The 19,264-nt window shown below is 47.7% G+C and carries 8 protein-coding genes; all 8 read right to left on the bottom strand.

Annotated features, from left to right (window positions below; genetic code table 11):
* Positions 1–360: 360 nt before the first annotated feature.
* The 8 genes from MHI37_RS02555 to MHI37_RS02520 all read right to left on the bottom strand — a co-directional run bounded on the left by MHI37_RS02555 (position 361) and on the right by MHI37_RS02520 (position 18,959).
* Positions 361–810 (bottom strand): YdeI/OmpD-associated family protein, encoded by a 450-nt coding sequence (locus MHI37_RS02555; protein WP_256710635.1) that lies wholly within the window; start codon positions 808–810, stop codon positions 361–363.
* A gap of 180 nt (positions 811–990) precedes the next feature.
* Positions 991–3,081 (bottom strand): carbohydrate-binding protein, encoded by a 2,091-nt coding sequence (locus tag MHI37_RS02550; protein ID WP_076338674.1) that lies wholly within the window; start codon positions 3,079–3,081, stop codon positions 991–993.
* Between the two features lie 338 nt (positions 3,082–3,419).
* On the bottom strand, positions 3,420–4,661 hold the full coding sequence (locus MHI37_RS02545; protein ID WP_076338673.1) for a molybdopterin-dependent oxidoreductase: 1,242 nt from the start codon (positions 4,659–4,661) through the stop codon (positions 3,420–3,422).
* 546 nt (positions 4,662–5,207) lie between these two features.
* Positions 5,208–12,785, bottom strand: a complete 7,578-nt coding sequence (locus MHI37_RS02540) for an immunoglobulin-like domain-containing protein (protein ID WP_179090282.1) — start codon at positions 12,783–12,785, stop codon at positions 5,208–5,210.
* Positions 12,786–12,966: 181 nt separating this feature from the next.
* Positions 12,967–14,556, bottom strand: coding sequence for an extracellular solute-binding protein (locus MHI37_RS02535; RefSeq protein WP_076338672.1), 1,590 nt, complete (start codon positions 14,554–14,556; stop codon positions 12,967–12,969).
* 69 nt (positions 14,557–14,625) lie between these two features.
* Positions 14,626–15,519: a carbohydrate ABC transporter permease gene (locus MHI37_RS02530; RefSeq protein ID WP_076338671.1), complete on the bottom strand. Its 894-nt coding sequence runs from the start codon at positions 15,517–15,519 to the stop codon at positions 14,626–14,628.
* A gap of 43 nt (positions 15,520–15,562) precedes the next feature.
* Positions 15,563–16,486, bottom strand: a complete 924-nt coding sequence (locus MHI37_RS02525; RefSeq protein WP_179090281.1) for an ABC transporter permease subunit — start codon at positions 16,484–16,486, stop codon at positions 15,563–15,565.
* Positions 16,487–16,943: 457 nt separating this feature from the next.
* On the bottom strand, positions 16,944–18,959 hold the full coding sequence (locus MHI37_RS02520) for a beta-galactosidase (RefSeq protein ID WP_076338670.1): 2,016 nt from the start codon (positions 18,957–18,959) through the stop codon (positions 16,944–16,946).
* Between the last annotated feature and the right edge of the window lie 305 nt (positions 18,960–19,264).

Raw genomic sequence — 19,264 nt, 5'->3', positions numbered from 1 at the left:
TGCTTAAGCTGATTCTATTGTACCATAATTGCGTTTATGATCATATATGTGCTTCCTCGTACGCCCGGTTACCCACTTCCAAATCGTTCAGCGCATAGCGCGCATCCACAAGCACCTTCTCCATAACTATTGATCACACCCAAGCATCGTTCGAGTAACCACGAGCTTCCCAATAACCCACATGCTCGCCTTTAATCAGCTCGATGCGGTTTAACCACTTCACCGTGACGTTACGCTGGGTCCTGACATTGTCTGCTCCCTGTTATCCGAGCTTGTCGGCATGCCTCTTCTGGCATGGTGGCTGAGCAAGGCTGCTAGAACCCGATAATCCGAGCATTCCTGCTCCTTCCTTCTCAAGCTTTAGGCTTTGCCTTCCTTCAAGGAGTCCACTGCTTTCTGAATGCGGCGTTGACGAGTTTCGGCAGTCTTCGCCTGATCGATGTTGTACACAATCCGCCGTTTGTTGCTATAGCTTAATCCTTCGAAAAATTTCAAAGCCGCCTCTTCCTGCCCCAGCGCCTCCGCAAAATCTTCGGGCACCGTTATTGCGCGAGGCTCTGTGTCCAGCTCCAGCGCCACTTCTACCGTATCGCCCGCAGCAACGGCTGCGGCTTGGCGATTCTCGGCACTCAGCGGCAGCATGAACTTGCCGCCCATCGTCGCAATCGTACTGCGATAGGTATGATCCCCAATCGCAACCCGCACCGCAGGCTTTTTGCCCGAGCCAAGCGATTCCACAACCTCGGCAGGCACCTCGAAACCGGTAGCAGTCTTGCCTTCCAATACAATAACCGTTTGAAATTTCATCATGCTTCTCAACCTCTCTTTCTCTGCATCTATTCGTGACTCTATTGTACCCGATTTCCATTCGCCAAAAACTAATGAAAGAGAGACTCCCAAAGGAGTCTCCCATTTTGCAGCTATAGAACCATCATTGACCGCCTGTACAAGCTGTACACTTTCTCCTGCATTGTCCAGAGCTGCCCATTCTTACTGATGACTCGTCGGATGCTGCGCCGTTGCCGGTATTTGGCCTTTGAGCATTCGATTGATGTCGCCTGTCAGCCTTAAGTAGAAGTCCGACGATACCGCAACACCGTCTGCATCGAGCGTCAAGAAATAATGGTTGGCCGGAATCATCGAGGCGTTCTCTGCCGCCTTGGCGATTGCCGTGCCTTCATCGTATTCGTCGAACATGGCGACGTATCCGGTATTAATACCGAGGCTCTTGGCGTTATACGCCTGACGCCATATGAAATCGCCATGCAGCCTCGGAATTTGGTTCTGCGGCCCGCCGTGAAGATTATACCAGGAGAAGCCCGGCCACAGCACCGGCTGATAATCGATGCCCTGCTGGTTCGTCATGGCCACATCCGGCTGCATCAGATTGTTTTTGAAGTGATCCGCACCGTCCAAACCTCCGAAGCGGCCTACATACCAAGGCGAGAGCATGTCAAACGATTGATATACGCTGAGGAAGCCCGACTTTGAGTCTTCAACACCGGTACGCCAATAAGTTGGCACGCCGCCGATGACGTAAATATTCTGATCTTTGAACCATTGGATAAGAGCCGACGATTCGGAAGCCGTTCCCGGCCGATCGTTGAAGCCGATACCCCAAATACAGACGACAATCTTGCCGTCCTGCTTCGCATAGGCCGAAGAAGAGGTCAGATTCATGTTGCTGAGAATATTGTTTGTCCAGTCGAACTTGACCGCATCGTCCCACGTATTCGAGTCCATGCCTGAAATATCGTACATGATGTAAAACTTGCGGTTATAGCTTTCGGCAGCATTTTTCACCTTAACCGCCACGCTGTCCCGATTCGTCCGCCAGTTGTCCGGCGTACTGCTCGTGCTGGCGCCGAACCGCTGCAAGGCCGCGCCGTCTATGTTGTAGGTCTGCATCCATTCAAAATGCTTGTTGACCGTCTCTTGGTCATAGGACGAGAACAGTCTAGCCTGTTGGCCGTTATTCAAGTTTTGCAAGCTGGTTGCGTACGTCTTCGAATATTCTCTGAGATCCGGATACAGGTCGAAGTTTACGTTGCTGCCGGTTCCCGGAGCGGAGCTGTTCTTTGACCAATGAATCCAGCCGCCGTTCGGAGAACCGTCCCCAGTAGCATTGAACCAGCCTTGATAGCCCGCGATTACTTTGCCGACAACATCCCCTCCTGACGGCTGAGGCGCCGTTGGATCGAAGCGGAACCAGTTCAAGTTGAACAAATTGCCCGCTCCGCCGACGAACTTCAGAAACAAATCATGCACGCCCGATATGTTCGAGACCGCGCATGTTGTCGTTATCCAAGTCTGCCAGCCGCCCGTACCGGAAACGGTGCAGGTTCCAGCCAACGTTCCATTCACGCTGCCCAATCGAACTTCGATGGAGCCGCCGCTGGTTTGGCTTGCGACACGAGCAACGAAAGCGTTTGCACCACTGCCGAAATTAATATTGTTGAAACGGATATAGTCTCCATTGTCAATATGCGAGACATTCTGTCCGCCTTCGCTCGACGCTTCAAGCTGCGTGCCCAGCTGTGCGTCATATTGCTCCGCTTCCGTCTGTACGAATGCCGATTTCGATCCAGAGAATTGGAACCACAGCATATTGAACAAATTGCCCGCTCCCCCCGTAAATTTCAGAAACAACGTTTGCGTGCCGGTTGGATTGCCGCTTACGCTGCACGTAACCGTAGTCCAACTTTGCCAGCCGCCTGTAGCCGGCACTGTGCATGTAGCCGCCAGCGTGCCGTTCACGCTGCCCAGCCGCGCCTCGACAGCTCCACCGCTTGCATTGCTCGCTACCCTAACGAAGAAAGCGCTTGCACCACTGCCGAAATCGACCCCATCAAACCGAATATAGTCTCCGTTATCAATAAACGCGACATTCTGCCCGCCCTCGCTCGACGTTTCCAACTGGATGCCCGACTGTGCGTTAAAGCTCGACGCCGCTGTCTGCGCGAACGCGGAAGCTGCGCGGGCATACGATGGCGTCAGCACCATCGTCGCCAGCAGTAACGCGACAATCAGAGCTGCGGATAACCACTTCCTGTAGACTTGCTTGTCAACTGCATGATTCATTCTTTCTCCTCCTCGAATTTAATGAGTGCATACAAACATAGCCTGTCTCCGTTCCAAATGGTCGTCCAATTCCTCCTTTCTCTGCAGACCCGAGCTTACCGTCCTTGACGGACGGGTTTCTTCGCCTGTCGCTCCAGAGAGAATGTCATCGAAATGTGAAAGGGGCAAACAATCGTCGGGATGCCTGTCCCTACCATATTCATATAATTACTGCCACAGGAATAGGGGGCGATCTTAGCTTTTACAGTTAAATGTCATCCAAATAATGTATTCTGGTACTAAAGTCTTCTCTCCGTTGGTCACACAAAAAAAACGGCAGGCCTGCAGCAGGCCCGCCTCTACACCCAAGCATCGTTCGAGTAACCGCGTGCTTCCCAATAACCCACATGCTCGCCTTTAATCAACTCGATGCGGTTTAGCCACTTCACCGACTTGTACGCGTACATTTTTGGTACGATGAGACGAACCGGACCGCCGAGGTCGCTCGGAATCGGCTTGCCGTCATGCATAACCGCGGCCATCACATCATCCATGTCGGCTTGCTCTAGCGTTAGCGTATCCGTGTACACGCCATCCCCCGAATAAAGCTTCACCGTTTCAGCACCAGACTGCACACCCGCCATCCTCAATAGCTCTTTGAGCGGAATGCCCTCCCACGTGTTTTTGTACACCGACCAGCCCGTCACACAGTGAAAATCACTGACCTGCACCGTTCGCTTCAGCGCCACAAACTGCTGCCAGTCCCATTTGAATGACTTATCGACAAGTCCATCGATTTGAAACATCCAGTCCGCATTTGTAAAAGAAGGAATCGGCGTTACCGTATACACACGGAACTGTCCAATTGCGCCTCCCCCCATCGGTGGGGCGGAAGCAGGCAGCGGCTGTGGTGCTGGGAGGAGCATATTGGCATCATTTTCGATCAGCTTATCTATCGTTTGGCCCCCGCCAATGCTTCCAAGCGAGGTGCCCAGCCATTTGAGAAAAGACGGACCAATCGTAACCGCTAATCCTAAACCTATCGCACCGCGTATGAACGCTTTACGCGTATAGACGGCCTGAGGCGATCCTGCGGGATGCAGGGCATCCGCTTCGTTCTGCTCATTTTTAATCGTACGACGATTCGGCTCCTTTAGCCATTTCACTCTAGTGATCGAATGGTAAATAATATAAGGAAGACCGATCCACGTTAACAAATCATGTACGACTAACGCGGCGTTTGATATTCCCGGACCTACCGCCTTAAATTGCCACAGCAGCACCCCTGAACCGAACCAGCCAAGCAGTAAGCCCAGCACTACAAGCACATTAAATCGCTGCCAAGGCTTTTGCTTCAGCTGCTTCCAATGCTTGCCCGCAAGGAGGAGGTAATAGATGACTGGTAAAATAGAAGTAATCCCAACGACGATATGCGCCCATTTAATCCATACCCGGCCTTCGCCCAGAAACCCACGCCAGAAGCCACCCACCAGAATAAGCCCGGTCAATGCCAAAATAACAACAATCCAGCCATTCCAGGCATGAAGCGAAACGAGCTTTTTCCCATAGCCCTTGCGAAGCTTCTCCAAAATTCTGCTCATTTATGTACCCTCCTGCTTCCAACCGACGTATATCTTCTTCCTACATTATAACTCCGATAAGATCTGGTTACGACACCAGTTAAGTTATCGCGTAATAACTTGCTCAGTACGCGAACTTTCTTTCTCTTACCTCCACAATTGCTATTTCAGCCTACATTCTCGCAGCCTATACTTCACTTCCCACCGCTCAAGTCCATTTAAGACTAGCTCAAACATTATGCCTCCTGCTACACTGCACTTTATACAATCAAACCGACATCTGAGAGGCTCCTAACGGCGTAGAGTGTAGTTAGTGCAATAGAATCGACCCTCCTTATACGAAAACAGCCAATTATCCGCCATTCTATTGTATTTAGTACAACGTAGCTCCATGTCTCCCCTTCTGCTACGCTCTACATTGCATAAAGTACATTAGAGATCATTTCCTGTTTCCTATTGAGCCCTGCTGGCCATCCTGCCCCCTTACACTACCTCCAATGAAACAGAAAAAGACAGATCACCCTCTAACGACGAGGAATGATCTGTCTTCTCTAAATAGCTCTGAAATTATAGATTAAGCAATTTGTAAATAACAGCTGCTGCTTGTGCGCGAGTCGTTTGCTGCTTAGGCTGGTAGCTTCCATCAGTGAAGCCGTTGATGAAGCCTGCCTCCTGCATCGCGCCTACTGCTTCAACCGCATAAGCTGAAATTGCTGCTTGGTCCTTAAATGACTGACCTGCAATAGTCCCATTGCCCGTAATGCCAGCAAGCGCTGCTGCGCGAGACAGCATGACCGCCATATCCTCTCTCGTAATGGATTCGTTGGCTCCGAAGGAGCCGTCCGCTTTTCCTTTTACGATGCCGAGTTTTTCAGCGGAAGCGACTGAAGCGAAGTACCATGCTCCTTCTTTCGCATCGCTGAAGCTGCTGCTTGCTTGCTCGTCGATAAGTCCAAGCGAGCTTATAAGCAGCTGTACAAATTCTGCTCTCGTTACTGCTCTCGCTGGTTCGAAAACCCCCTCGCCAGTTCCGCGAACGATTTCTCTTGCAGCTAAAGCTTCAATCATCGTTTGTGCCCAAGATGCTTTCGATAGATCACTGAAAGCTACAGCGGCATGTGCTGCCGCATAACGGCTGAAGTGCTTCGGCTTAAAGCTAATCGTACCTGTCGCTTCGTTGTACTTCACATTGCGAACCACTTCAAGCTTGCCATCCTCACCAATATAATAGATAACAATTTGATGCGATTTCTCGCCCGGTTGAAGTGTATACTTCATTTCAACGGTAACAGGTTGGCTTAGATTAAACTCACTTACGTTATCGCCATCAACGCTTAGTTTGAAGTCATAGACTGGATGCCCATTAACTTGCTCCTTCACGCCTGCTGGAAGATCAGAATCATTAACCTTAGTAAAGACAACTTCTACCTGCTGAGCGCCTTCGGTCAAAATACCTGACGAAGCTTCCGTTCCAAAGTAAACCGTCACATCACCTGTGCTCACCGCAATTTGTGTAATTCCTTGTTGTGCACTTAACAGCTGCTGAACGGGAATTGTTACTTTTGCACCATTACTAGCACCGTTGTTGCTTGCTTGCAAATTAATTTTCAGCACAGTAGAAATATCGGATTCGAGCGCCTTCTTCAAATCAGCCTCCGTAATGCGAGCATTCAAAATGCCGCTTCCGTCCACTGACGTCTTCACCGTAATACTGCCTCCGGCTGCTTGAACCGAATCATTATTCACACTAGACCCGCTGCCATTCCCAGGAACGACAGGATCTACCGGATCTACTGGGTCTACCGGATCTACCGGATCCACTGGATCTACCGGATCTACCGGATCTACCGGATCTACCGGATCTACCGGATCTACTGGATCTACCGGATCTACCGGATCCACTGGATCAACCGGATCAACCGGATCTACCGGATCCGTTTCTTCTGCCTTTGTCTTCACCTGCACAGCTTCTGAAAGCTCCGATTCAAGCGCAATGTTCACAGCTGACACTTTGTAGTAATACGTTGTATCTGCACTCAGCCCTGTGTCTGTGTAAGAAGTATCAGCAATGTCTGCCGAATTAATCTTCACATAAGGCCCATTCAAAGCATCGGAACGATAAACGTTATAAGTAACTGTATTCTCTGATTGCTTCCATGACAGTTTCACTGAATCTACCGATACTTCTACCACTTGCAAATCTGCAGGAGCACCGGCTGAAAGCTCCTTCGTCTTCGCCTCAACAGGCACTGACAAAGCTGACTCTATGCTCTCATACATTGCGGTTACCTTGTAATAATAGGTCGTATTTGCATCCAACCCTGCATCCGTATAAACATTAGTCAAAATACTAACACCATTAACTTGGACATAATCGCCATCCAATGCATCGGAGCGATACACATTATAGCCGGATGCTTGCGCAACCTTCTTCCAAGAAAGCGTCACTGCACTTTCTGTCGCCTCATCAACAGCAAGCTGAACAGGATTGTTAGTCGCATGACCGTACACCTTCACTTCTCCAAGCTGAGGCGTATACCAGTTGCTTGGGTTGTTGTGAAGCACGGCATCTACAAGCTGCACTCTCACATATCTGGCTAGGCCTGATAAGCTGTCCGTCGTAAAGCCATAGCTCGTATTGTCGAGTCGATCCAGCGCTAGTGTATAATGAACACCGTCTAGGCTCGTTTCGATTTTATACTTATGGTATGCCTCTGAACCGTTGTACAGGAACCAAGAAATCTGAATACTGCTCAGACTGTAGGTTCCGCCCAAATCTACCTGCCACCATTTCGGCCAAGTATTATTTTCGCCAACCCAGCTTGATGTGTAATCTCCGTCATTTGCATTTTGCGGGCGGTTTACACCGCTCCAATCGCTAGCCGTTGCCGGCTTGCCTGCTGACAAGAGCTGTCCATCCGTCAAGCCGGATACGACACCCGTACCTGGATCTACTGTAATGAAGTCTGAATAATCATAGGAAGCTGTCAAACCATTAAAGCTGATTGGCATCCAAACCCGCTTCGACAATTTCAAATCTTCAGGCTTCCATTGGTTCGACATCATAATGTAGGAGGTCGCCTCAGTGCCTTGAATGGTAAGCACGCCGCCTGATTGACCGCCAAACGTTGAAGCATTTCCGATTTTTTGCGGTTCACTCCAAGGTCCCGTAATGGACGTCGCCGTAGAGTAGGTGCCCTGCGTCGGCCTCCAGCCCGCTGCCCCGGAGGAGAATAAGAAGTATACTCCGTTATGCTTCACCATTGCAGGTGCTTCGCGATGCTTGCCTGTGTAAATCTTCGTTGCTCCCGCAGATTCATCTACCGTCGAATAATCGCTAGAGAGCTTATACAAATTCAAATCCGAGTTCGTATTTGTTGAAGAGATCAAATATGCCGATCCATCCTCGTCTACAAAGGTGGTAAGATCTCTTGAATCATTGCCAAGTGGGCGGAAGCTGCCTTGGAACACAAATGGTCCAGTTGGCGTATCCGATACGGCTGCAGCAACTCTTGCAAGTGTATAATCAACCGCATTCTCATAGTGGAACCAAGCTACATATTTGCCTGTTTCCTGGTTGTAAATGACGCTCATCGCTTCCAGCTTGCTTGCAGCCAGCTCAGTATGTGACTCGTCACTTAGGAGAACCTCATCCTGCAGTGTCCAATTTTTAAAATCGTTTGACGTATAAACGATCATATCCGTGAACCGGAAGCCATCGCCTACAGTCGTATAGTAATACCAAGTATCACCTACTTGGAGATAGCTTCCGATTGGCATTACATTGCCATCCGTATCATACCAAAGGTTGTTGCGGTTATCGAACGTAATCGATGATGCCGGCACGACGTAAGTCTTCGCACTGACCGCAGCGGAAATTTCCGATTCTCCGCCTGCATGCTGCGCTTTTACTTTATAGTAATACGTTTTGCCAGAAGCAAGCCCAATATCCTCGTAGGATGCAGCTCTGCCATAATAGATGGAAGTATACTCTCCATCCAAGCTATCCGAACGAGATAGCGTATAGTGGCTTGCATTCGTTACATTGCTCCAGCTTACATTGATGCTTGTCATGTCCTCTGCGGTCTTCATAGCCGTAGCCGTCAATCCCTGCGGTGTATCAAGCCCCATATTCGAGCTGTATATTTTCACTTCATACAGCCCTCTGTACCAGGTCACTGTATTTCCAGCATTGTTCGTATGCCCCTTCTGACCGGTAATCGTCAATTTCACATAACGATAGTTGCCAGCCAGCTTGTGACTGTTAAAGGAAGGTGTTGTGTTGGTTGTTTGATCGATCAGCATAGTATAAGCATCGCTGCTCGTCTTCTTACCCTCGATTTTGTATTGATAATAGACTTCCGAGCCATTCCACTCTCTCCAGCTCAGATCGATGCGGCTCAGATCATACTCGCGGTCAAGATCAACCTCCCACGTATTTCCAAAGGCAGTCGTTCCTGCGTCAAAATACGTGTCATAATTTCCGTCATTCGCTGCGGAAGCACCAAAGCCTGAAGCCGCGGAGCTCGCCACAGCCGGCTTGCCCTGAGATACGAGCAAATCCTTCGGTGTCTCGAAGTGGCCCGTTGCCGCATTCAAATCCCAATCTCCAGAATAAGTAAGCTCTGCCAAACCATTGTCCAATTGCAGCGGAAGCCAAATGTATTGGGATTCCCTTAGTGCAGTCGGTGTCCAGCGGTCGCCTACATAAACGTAAGACGTCGTTTCCGAGCCATATACGCTTACGATAAAGGCGGATTGCGTATAATACGTCGCAGGGTCTCCGAATTTCTTAAGCTCTGACCATCCGTTTTTATCAGCTAAATTAGTTGTTGTAGCATACATGCCCTGATTCGGATACCAGCCGGACAAGCCGGAGGTGAACATGTAATAGATACCGTCCTTCTTGACGATAGCTGGTGATTCACGCTTTCCGCCAGGAAATGCGGTGTACAGAAATTCATCTACATACAAATAATCATCCGTAAGACGGAAAACATTCATATCGGCATTATTATTCGAAGATGAGAATAAATAAGCTTGACCATCATCATCCTTGAACACTGTAAAGTCTCTGGACTGCATGCCGCCAGGCTGGAAACGATTCACATAGGTGTAATCGCCATCAACCGTATCCGATATCGCTACAATGACATTCGCTTGATTGTAGTTGCCGGACTCTTCCCAATGTCCCCACAGCACATATTTGCCTGTTTTCGCATTATAGAGCACCTTCGGACGCTCAATCTTAGCCGAAGCAAGCTGCGGATGATCGGTTGGCGTCAATACCGTATTGCGATATTGCCATGTTTTTAGATCCTTGGAGGCATAAATGGATACACCCTTCAGCACCGCTGAATTATGTCCTTTATCCTCGCCAAACCAATAATACGTATCTTCTACTTTAATGATATGACCGCCGTGAGCCTGAATTAATCCGCCCTCATCGTCATACCAGAATTCACCGTTACGAATCGTGTCGCTGTAGGCGCTATCGTTTATGACAGTCACAGCCGCTTGAACACGCGTGCTTTGGCCTTTAACCGTGCCTGACGCAGTAAATGACCCTACCGCTTCGTATCTCGCTGGGTCAATCACATCCCAGTCCACTTCCACGGTGGTATACAGATTGTTTGTATAGTCGATTTTCACTTCAGAAGGCAGCCTTGGCTCGAAGCCTACTCTCGTTGATGCCTTCAATACTTCAAGCGTTCTTGCCGTAGACAGACTGTTCACATATTGGCTCCACTGCGTTTCAGTAATCGGCGTGAAGCTGCCCGATATCGCTCCTGCTGGCAGTGTGAAGCCTCCTGTATCCTTCGTCCAGTCCCCACTCGATATCGTACTGGAGTAGAGCGACCATGAACCATTCGTATTCTCATATTTGTACCATCTGTCTTCAAGGAGCAGCTTGAATGTATTCGCCCCCTGAATATCTACAAGACTCGCATTGCTGTTCAGCTCAGTCCACGCTCTGCCGTTCCGGCTGACTGCATAGTACTGTGCATCGTTACCCGTTGCGGTTTTCTTAAAGGAAAATAAATATCCGCTAATCGCGTCCTGCTCTAATATTTTGATAGCAAAGTCTCTTGTATCTGTTACCGTTCCCCTTGTAATCGTTGCCGTCAAGATGACATTCAGATCACCCTTGCCAGCCGCCGGACGGCTAACCATGCCATCTGGTCTAAGATTCATAGGAGAATCAGATTTCCAGCTAATCGTAGTATAATTCGCTCCAGTATTCGGCAATGTAAGCTTACCGGTTACCGCATTCGCGTTGTAAATAACAAGTGCTGCTTTGTCTACTGCAACTGCACCATCATCGTACATCTCCGCAAACACAGTTGCAGTAAATATTTTGGTTAGCTCCTCGTTGCCACGTTTAATCGTTGCGGTTAGGACAACCTCTACATCTAGCGCTCCTAATGCTGGACGTGCAACCGCTCCGCTTGCGTTAATAACAGCGGTATTACTAGATTCCCAGCTGATTTGTGTGCCGCTTGCTCCCTGAACAGGCAGCTTCAAATCCGCCATCACCATGCTCGTATCACCCAGCGTCAAAGCAGCATGATCCTCTGCTACCTTAGCCTGATCTTCAGGCTGCGTGAATAATGCGATTTCCGCAGGACTAAGACTGCGATTGAATACATAGAAATCGTCTATTTTCGTTTTCATATAAGGATCAGCGCTGAACATCGAGCGGCCGATATAGTTGAGCGTTGTATTGCCAAGATCCTTCGGTGTGATTGTCATATTGCTATTGCGAGCAACTTCGACACCATTGATGTAAATCGTTGCTGTACTTCCTGACAGCGTTACCGCATAATGCATCCATTCATTCGCGGCTTGCTGCGCCGGACTAACTGTTGCATACTGCTCTGCGCCGCCGTTTTTGAACACAAATCTGCTTGCATCGCCGTCCGTGCTTGCAGTCAGAAAAATGTAATTGTTAGTGCCCAAACCGATATCAAAGATCCGGCCCCATTTCTTAAGCTCTTTCTGATTTACCCAAGTTGTAATGGTCATATCCGTCAATCCGTTCAAAATACCATTTGGAAGCGTAACATGACCATTGACGCCGTCTAGTTCAACCGCACCGCCGGAACGGCCGGTCGTCCATGTCGCTCCGCCGACCAAATTCGCCTTCGTCTGGTTGGTGCCTGCAGCTATTGAGGATGCCGTCATCCCAGAGGTTTCGTCAAATTTATAGGCAGCGATAATCCCCGGGAGCAAATCCACCGATGAAGGCAATACCAATACCGTTGTCATAATAAGCGTTGGCGTTGCTGCTGAATAGCTATCACCCTCAGCGGAAACCCGGTAATAATACGTTACACCCGTAGCAAGATTCGTATCTGCAAAAGTTAAATCCGTACCGCTGTAAATCTGTGCGAAGCCGGCATTCGGCTGGGTTGAGCGATAAAGTCGGTATAGCGTTGCACTCGGATCGCTATCCCATGAAATCGTTGCTGATGAAGAGGTTACATTCGCAGCAGTCGCTTCAGGAAGAGTTCCGATGCTCCGGAGCTGCACATCATCAATACCCGACTTCTCCCATCTGGAGCGAAAGCCAGCCTTGCCTGTGGCTAACGATGAATCGCTTACCTGAGCAATCAGCTTATTATCCACATAAGCTTTAATGATGCTCCCGTCTACTACAAGCCGCATCGTATACCACTGACCAACTGCAATTGTCGCTGGATAATCCAAGAGTGTAGTAGTCGTTGCTCCAACTCTCTTGGAGAGCGAGTACTTTCCATCACCAAGTTGAAACATATAATAGTTGTCCGTATTCGTGTAGCGAGCAAGTATTCCTACAAATGAACCGGTGGTGACCTTTTTCACCTTTGCTTCGTAGTCATAGTTGCTGCTTGGGCTGCTGTCAATCGTTGCAATCGCTTCATCGCCACTGCTGACACTCAGCATTTTATTGCTTGCAAGCGCCGGGTCGTTCGCAACGCTCAAAATCGATGAATTATTGAGCGTCCACCCTACTGAATTTCCATCCTGAAAATCATCCTCGAATATTACGCTTGAAGGTACAACAGATGCCCCTTCTGCCGCAAAGCCGTACGCAGGCACAATGCTGGAAAATACGATTATAAAAGCAAGCAACATTTTCGAAAATAAGGGAGCTGGTTTCATCGTGCATTTTTCCTCCATTCAGTTGAATTGGAGCGCTTACGAAGGAGGTTATCTCCCTCGATTTATACCGAATTAATATATTCAAATAATCATCTTTTCTGTAAGCGCTCTCCTAAATACTTATAATCAAGGCTGTCTCAGCGATAGATGAACTACCTCCAAGACAGCCTCTGAAAATCAATTATTTAATGCCTTGCTCTGTTACATAAGCTTGCCATTGTTTCGTGTATTCAGCTTGAATTTTTTCAAGACCTGCTTGATTTGCTTTTTCCATGAATGTGGCAAGTCCTTCATCCACGCTTTTTACAAGACCAGCATTAAGCGGGAACAGATATTGCTTCTCCACTTGCTCAAGAGCTGCTCTTTCTGCTTGATATTCAGTGTAATCCTCAGCAAAACCTGTGAATTTATCAGGCACTTGAATTTTATCAAGCTCGTCAAAGATCGCTTTTACGCCGTCGTAGTTTTTATCGAACAGCATGTAGTCTGGATTTCTCCAAGCCCAGCCGTTCATGCCCTCACGAGGGAAGCCATTGGTGTTGGAATCGCCAATCATAGAATAGTAGCCGTCTTTTACTTCGTAGTTTTTACCTTCTACGCCGTATTGTGTCAGCATGTTATAACGCTCATCCGTTACCATCTTCTCGTAGAACGCTAGTGCGCGCTCAGCATTTTTGCTGCTTGCTGGAATTGCAAAGCCGTTATGGATCGGGTGAACTGGTGTCGCAATTCCGTTTGTTATAGGGAATGGGTGGTAGCCAAGCTTCCATTCTGGATGAGTCGATTGAATCTTGATCACCATATCATTGAAACGAGTTGGGTTATCGCCAAGGATTGCTGCTGCTTTACCGCTCGTAATTTGATCTTGAAGCGTATCTTTAACGGCTAGAACGTTTTTCACCATATAACCGTTGTCCTGCCAGCGCTTAAGAACAGTCAAATGCTCTTTTTGCTCATCTGAACCCCAGTAGGAGTAAACTTCGCTAGGTGTTGCATAGTTTACTCCAACACCATAAGGAAGAGCACCGATTGGAGCGCCTGCAATACCTTTAAAGCGATCCATAAGATTTGTTTTCACATCAGAGTTCATAGAAAGCGGTGTTACAGTAGGCTCGTTTTTCTTAATGCCTTCCAAATATTGCTCGAAAGTCGCAATATCTACTGGTGTAGGCAGATTGTACTTCTCACGAAGATCCTCGCGCCATACAAAACCGTCGGTTACGTACTCTTTATAAGTAGCTGGAACGGTGTAAATTTGACCATCGATTTTTACAGCTTCCCACATATCGCCAGGTACATAAGCGTTTAGTGTAGGTGCAGCTACAGGAAGAATTTCGTCAAGCGCTTGGAAAGCGCCTTTTTTCGCATAGGATTGGTACTGCGTCCATTCTGCTGTGAAGATCAAGTCAACCTGTTGGCCTGAACCAAGCAGCAGCTTATACTTTTGATCCCAGTCCGTCCATGAAGTGTAGTTGAATTTTACAGTTGCATTCAAATCCTCAAGAGCCATTTTGTTGATTTGATCTTGAATGGAAGCAATGTCTTTAGGAGCGTCGCCCAGCATGTAGAATTGTAGCTCTACTTTTTTCGACGTATCGATTCCTGTTTTTTCTTCTGTTTTGTCCGTCGATGTGTTTGCCGGATCTTTTGGTGCATTTGTTGCATTAGAGCCCCCGTTATTGTTGTTGTTCGATCCGCAGGCTGCCAGAACAGTCATAAGTAAAATGATCGATAATAGCATAGTAACTGCTTTAAATGCATTCCTTTTCATGTGAATCCTCCCTTTAATCTGTTTTTTTCTATGTCAGCTAAACTTGGAATTGTATATCCTCGTCTAGTTCTAACCTTTTACCGCGCCTATCGTCAACCCTTTAACAAAATAACGCTGTACGAACGGATACAAGAAGAGGATCGGCCCCGTGACAATGATGGACATTGCCATCTTCGTTGATTCAGTTGGCATATCCGATCCTAACGAAACACCGGTTCCCGAGCCCATTTGTGCAATAAAGCTCATGGCGTTAATTACGTTGTACAAGTAGTATTGCAGCTGGTACTTCGTCGTATCGTTGATGAACAATGAGGACGTAAACCAGTCATTCCAATAATGAAGCGCCAGGAACAAGCCCACAGTTGCGATACCCGGCATGGAAAGCTGAAGCACGATGCGGCTATAGATGGTAAAGTCATTGGCACCATCAATTTTTGCAGACTCGATTACCTCATCCGGTACTGCCGAGCGAATGAAGTTTTTCATCAATATAATGAGGAAAGGCGTCATAAGGCCTGGTAAAATCAATACTTCGATCTTATCCGTAAGCTTCAGATACTTTGTAATTAAGATGTACCAAGGCACGAGACCTCCGCCAAACAGCGTCGTGAAATAAATCATAAACGCGAAGAAGTTGCGGTATTTAAAATCTCTGCGCTGCAGCACATAACCAGCCATTGTCATAAAGAACAGCCCTAGTGTCGTTCCCACAACGGTTGCGAAGGTGGTTACGCCATAGGCAGTCAATACCTGCTTCGGAAAGCGGAACACCGTTGCATACCCCTCGAAGGAAAATACAGTCGGAATGAGATGGTAGCCATCTCGGATGATCGCCTCATTTTGCGTAAAGGAAGCTGAAATAATAAGCAGAAACGGAAACAAGCAAGCCACAGTTGTAGCCAGTATGACTACAAAAGCAATGAGTCTGAACCATTTCATATAACTGTCGTCTTTGATCTTCATGGGTACCTCCTACAGTAGGCTGATAGCGTATGCTTCAGATAGTTTAGAACAATGCGTACTCGTCATTAATTTTCTTAATAATATAGTTGACCGTCATAATAAGAATGAAGCCGAACAGCGATTGATAAAGCCCTGCTGCCGTTGACATACCGATATCGAATGTTACCTTCAATGAACGATACACATACGTATCAAGAATATCGGTTGTGTTGTACAATACGCCGTTGTTGCCGATGAGCTGATAGAACAAATCGAATTGTCCCTTCATGATGCTGCCGAGGGCGAACAAGAGAAGCATAACGAAGGTCGTCTTCAGCATCGGCACCGTAATGTACCAAATACGTTGAAAAATATTCGCGCCGTCAATTTTGGCAGCCTCGTAATATTCCTCGCTAATGCCTGTAATCGAAGCCAGATAGATAACCATGCTGTAGCCGATATTTTTCCAAAGGTAGAAGATGATGATAAGGAACACCCATATCCAAGGCGTATTGTATACATCTAGCGGCTCGTACCCGAACGATTTCAGCGTTGAATTCAGAAATCCGCTTTCGTAGTTGAACACGTTATACACGATAACGCTAAGAATAACGAAGGATACAAAGTATGGAAGAAACATGATCGATTGCGTCAGCTTCTTAAACCACTGAAGACGAAGCTCGCTTAGCAGAATCGCCAACGCAATAGCTAGTACGTTTCCGAGTAGTATAAACACGATGTTGTAGCCGACCGTATTTAAGGTAAGTCTAGCAAGTACCCCCGATTTCCATAAAAACTTGAAGTTGTCGAATCCAACGAATTGGCTGTTGAACAAGCTTGTGTTGAAGTCGAATCGGGTGAAGGCATAGTAGATCCCTACCATAGGTACATACGAGTTAATTAGGAAGAAGATAAGCGCTGGCAACAACATAATGAAGAGTATGCGATTGGTTACCAGTTCCTTAAGCACTCCATTTTTTTTCAACATGCAGATGATGTCTCCTCTCACAGTGTTCTTTTCTATTTTTCTAATATAAGAACGCATGCATTTGACTGCTGCGCGGCTTATACTGCACTTAGAAAACGTTTCTTCCCGCCTTAGCAGCGGTGTCAGTCGTTTGCTTCAGTGTGTCGTTTGCTCTGTTAACACCGTACATCGAGCCGGCAAGCGCAGGATAGAGCAAGATATTAAGTTTAGTGAACGAAATAGCGAAATAGCGAGTGAACGATTTAAACTTTTATGCAAAAACAAGCGATTCTGCTGTTTTTGGGCAACAAGGTGAAACGGCTGTCGCCGTCCTTTGGCGGCGCCAGCGCGTTTCATTCCCAGAAATATAGAGAAAGTATGGCCAAATGATCTACTTTCCTATATTTAAAAAAAACACGAACTCAGCTGCTCGAATAGGTATTCGAGACTAGTGAGCTCGTGATTTTCGCACCATTTTCTATACTTTTTGCAAAATCATAACGCCATATGGCTCTATTTCTTTCGTCCCACTAACTGTACACCTCGTTAATAAATCAACATAGACCGTTTCTTCAAGCTCAATCGCTGCTGGAGCACGATTATGATTCAATACGAAGGTGTACAGCTGGTCTCCCTTCCTTCGCTGCGCCAGCTCCACACCCTCTCCCGCCTTGAACGGGGCTGCGATTTGATGCTTCTCGCACAGTGTACGCGTTAAATCAGCCAGCAGCTTCGGCTCAGGAGCCGTTGCCACATAATAAGCTTCACCTTCGCCATAAGCATTCACCGTCAGCGCAGGCATGCCCGCATAAAAATCAGAGCCATAAGTCCCAATTGCCCTTGCCCCCTCCAAATGAAGCAGGTCACACAGCAGGCCGCATTCATACGATCCGGCTACATAGCCATACGCCTCGCCAATATTAATGCTGTTGCGCATCTCAGGCAGCAGGCTGTCGATTTCTTCTACCCATAGTCCAAGAAGATTGCGAAGCTTGCCAGGATAGCCGCCTAGTGTTACAAGATCATTCTCGTTCACAATGCCGCTGAAGAAGGTCGTTATGAAGGTGCCTCCCTCGCGCACAAATTGCTCAATACGCTCGGCAACCCCTGGCTTCAGCATATACAGCACGGGAGCAACGAGTATTTTGTATTTAGAGAAGTCACTCAATGGACTTAGAACGTCTACGGCAACATTTTGATTATAAAAGGCTTTATAGTACCGCTGTGCTTGATCCAAATAGTTCAAGTCAACGCTTGGTCCGCTCGTGATCTCTACCGCGTTCCATGTATCAATATCAAACAATAAGGCAACCTCAGCATGAACCTCAGAATCCAGCAGCCGATCGCCAAGCTCACCAAGCTCGCGCCCGAGCGTCGCACACTCTTTAAATACCCGCGTATCCTCATGCCCAACATGCTCAATCACAGCTCCATGGTATTTCTCGCAGGCTCCGAATGAACGGCGAAGCTGAAAGAACATAACCGTATCTGCCCCATGCGCTACCGCTTGATAGCTCCAGAGCCGCATCACGCCAGGACGCTTCAAGCTGTTGTAGGGCTGCCAGTTCTGCTGGCTTGGCGTCTGCTCCATCAGCATGAATGGCTTGCCTTCCTTTAAGCCGCGCATATAATCATGGCGCATCGCCACATTGCTCATCGGCTCATTCATTTGGGGATAGCTGTCCCAGGATACAACATCCATCGCATCTCCCCATTTTTTGAGATCGAGACCGTTAAACAAGCCCCAAATATTCGTTGTAATCGGGATATCCGGTGTAACCTCTCTCAGCTGTGCGTATTCCCCCTGATAGCAGCCTAAAATCGAGTCAGACATGAACCTTTTGTAATCGAGAGCCATCGGTTGGAAGTTGCGATTGTCCCCATTAAGATTGGATGGCGGCACAATCTCTTCCCATTCGTAGACGGTGTGGCCCCAAAAGCTCATATTCCATTCGGCGTTCAGCCTGTCAATCGTCTCATATTTCACCTTCAGCCATTCCCGAAACTCCGCCGCACAATTAGAGCAGTAGCAATGCGTGCCGTACTCATTATTAATATGCCAAATGAGCAGAGCAGGATGGTCCTTATAGCGATCGGCCAGTGTGCGAGCCAGTTGACTCGATAAACGCCGATACGTCTTGCTATTGGGGCAAAAATTAGTGCGTGCGCCATGTGTCCGCTTCCTTCCGTCAACATCCACCGGCAGCACGTCCTCATATTTACGTGACATCCACGCGGGCTGCGCCGCAGTCGATGTCGCAAGGCAAGCATAAATACCGTTGTCAGCGATGAGATTCAACAGCTTGTCCAGCCATTCTAGCTGGTACGCATCCTCCGCGGGCTGAAGCTTCGCCCAGCTGAACACAGGAAGCGTTACGACATTAATTCCTGCTTCTTTAAACAAGCGCATATCCTCATGCCATATCTCCTCCGGCCATTGATCCGGATTATAGTCTCCTCCATACCAAATCTGTTTTAGCTTCGAATTTATCATTGCCGCTTCATCCCTTCTGTCATTATCATGGAATTCCGTGACATTCTAACGGATTACTGCGCGATTTGTCATCTGACTTGAGGCGTTTCTCCAATAAATTCACTACAGTATGAATTGTTCACTCCGAAAAATCAGGTTCATTCACCTTCATATGATTGATTCATTGCACCTGTGAAGGAGTGAAGATTATAATGAGATTTGTATTCCAAGCTCATCGAGTGAAATATTCCAACTTATTAGACGAAAACAAAGGGGCAACTCGAGAGGCCTTATTATTGGATGGAGAATGCGTATCGTCTGTATGG

This window comes from Paenibacillus sp. FSL H8-0548, assembly GCF_038630985.1.
GTDB lineage: Bacteria > Bacillota > Bacilli > Paenibacillales > Paenibacillaceae > Pristimantibacillus.
Note: the sequence above shows the minus strand (reverse complement) of the source record. Positions and strands in the feature narration are given on the sequence as shown.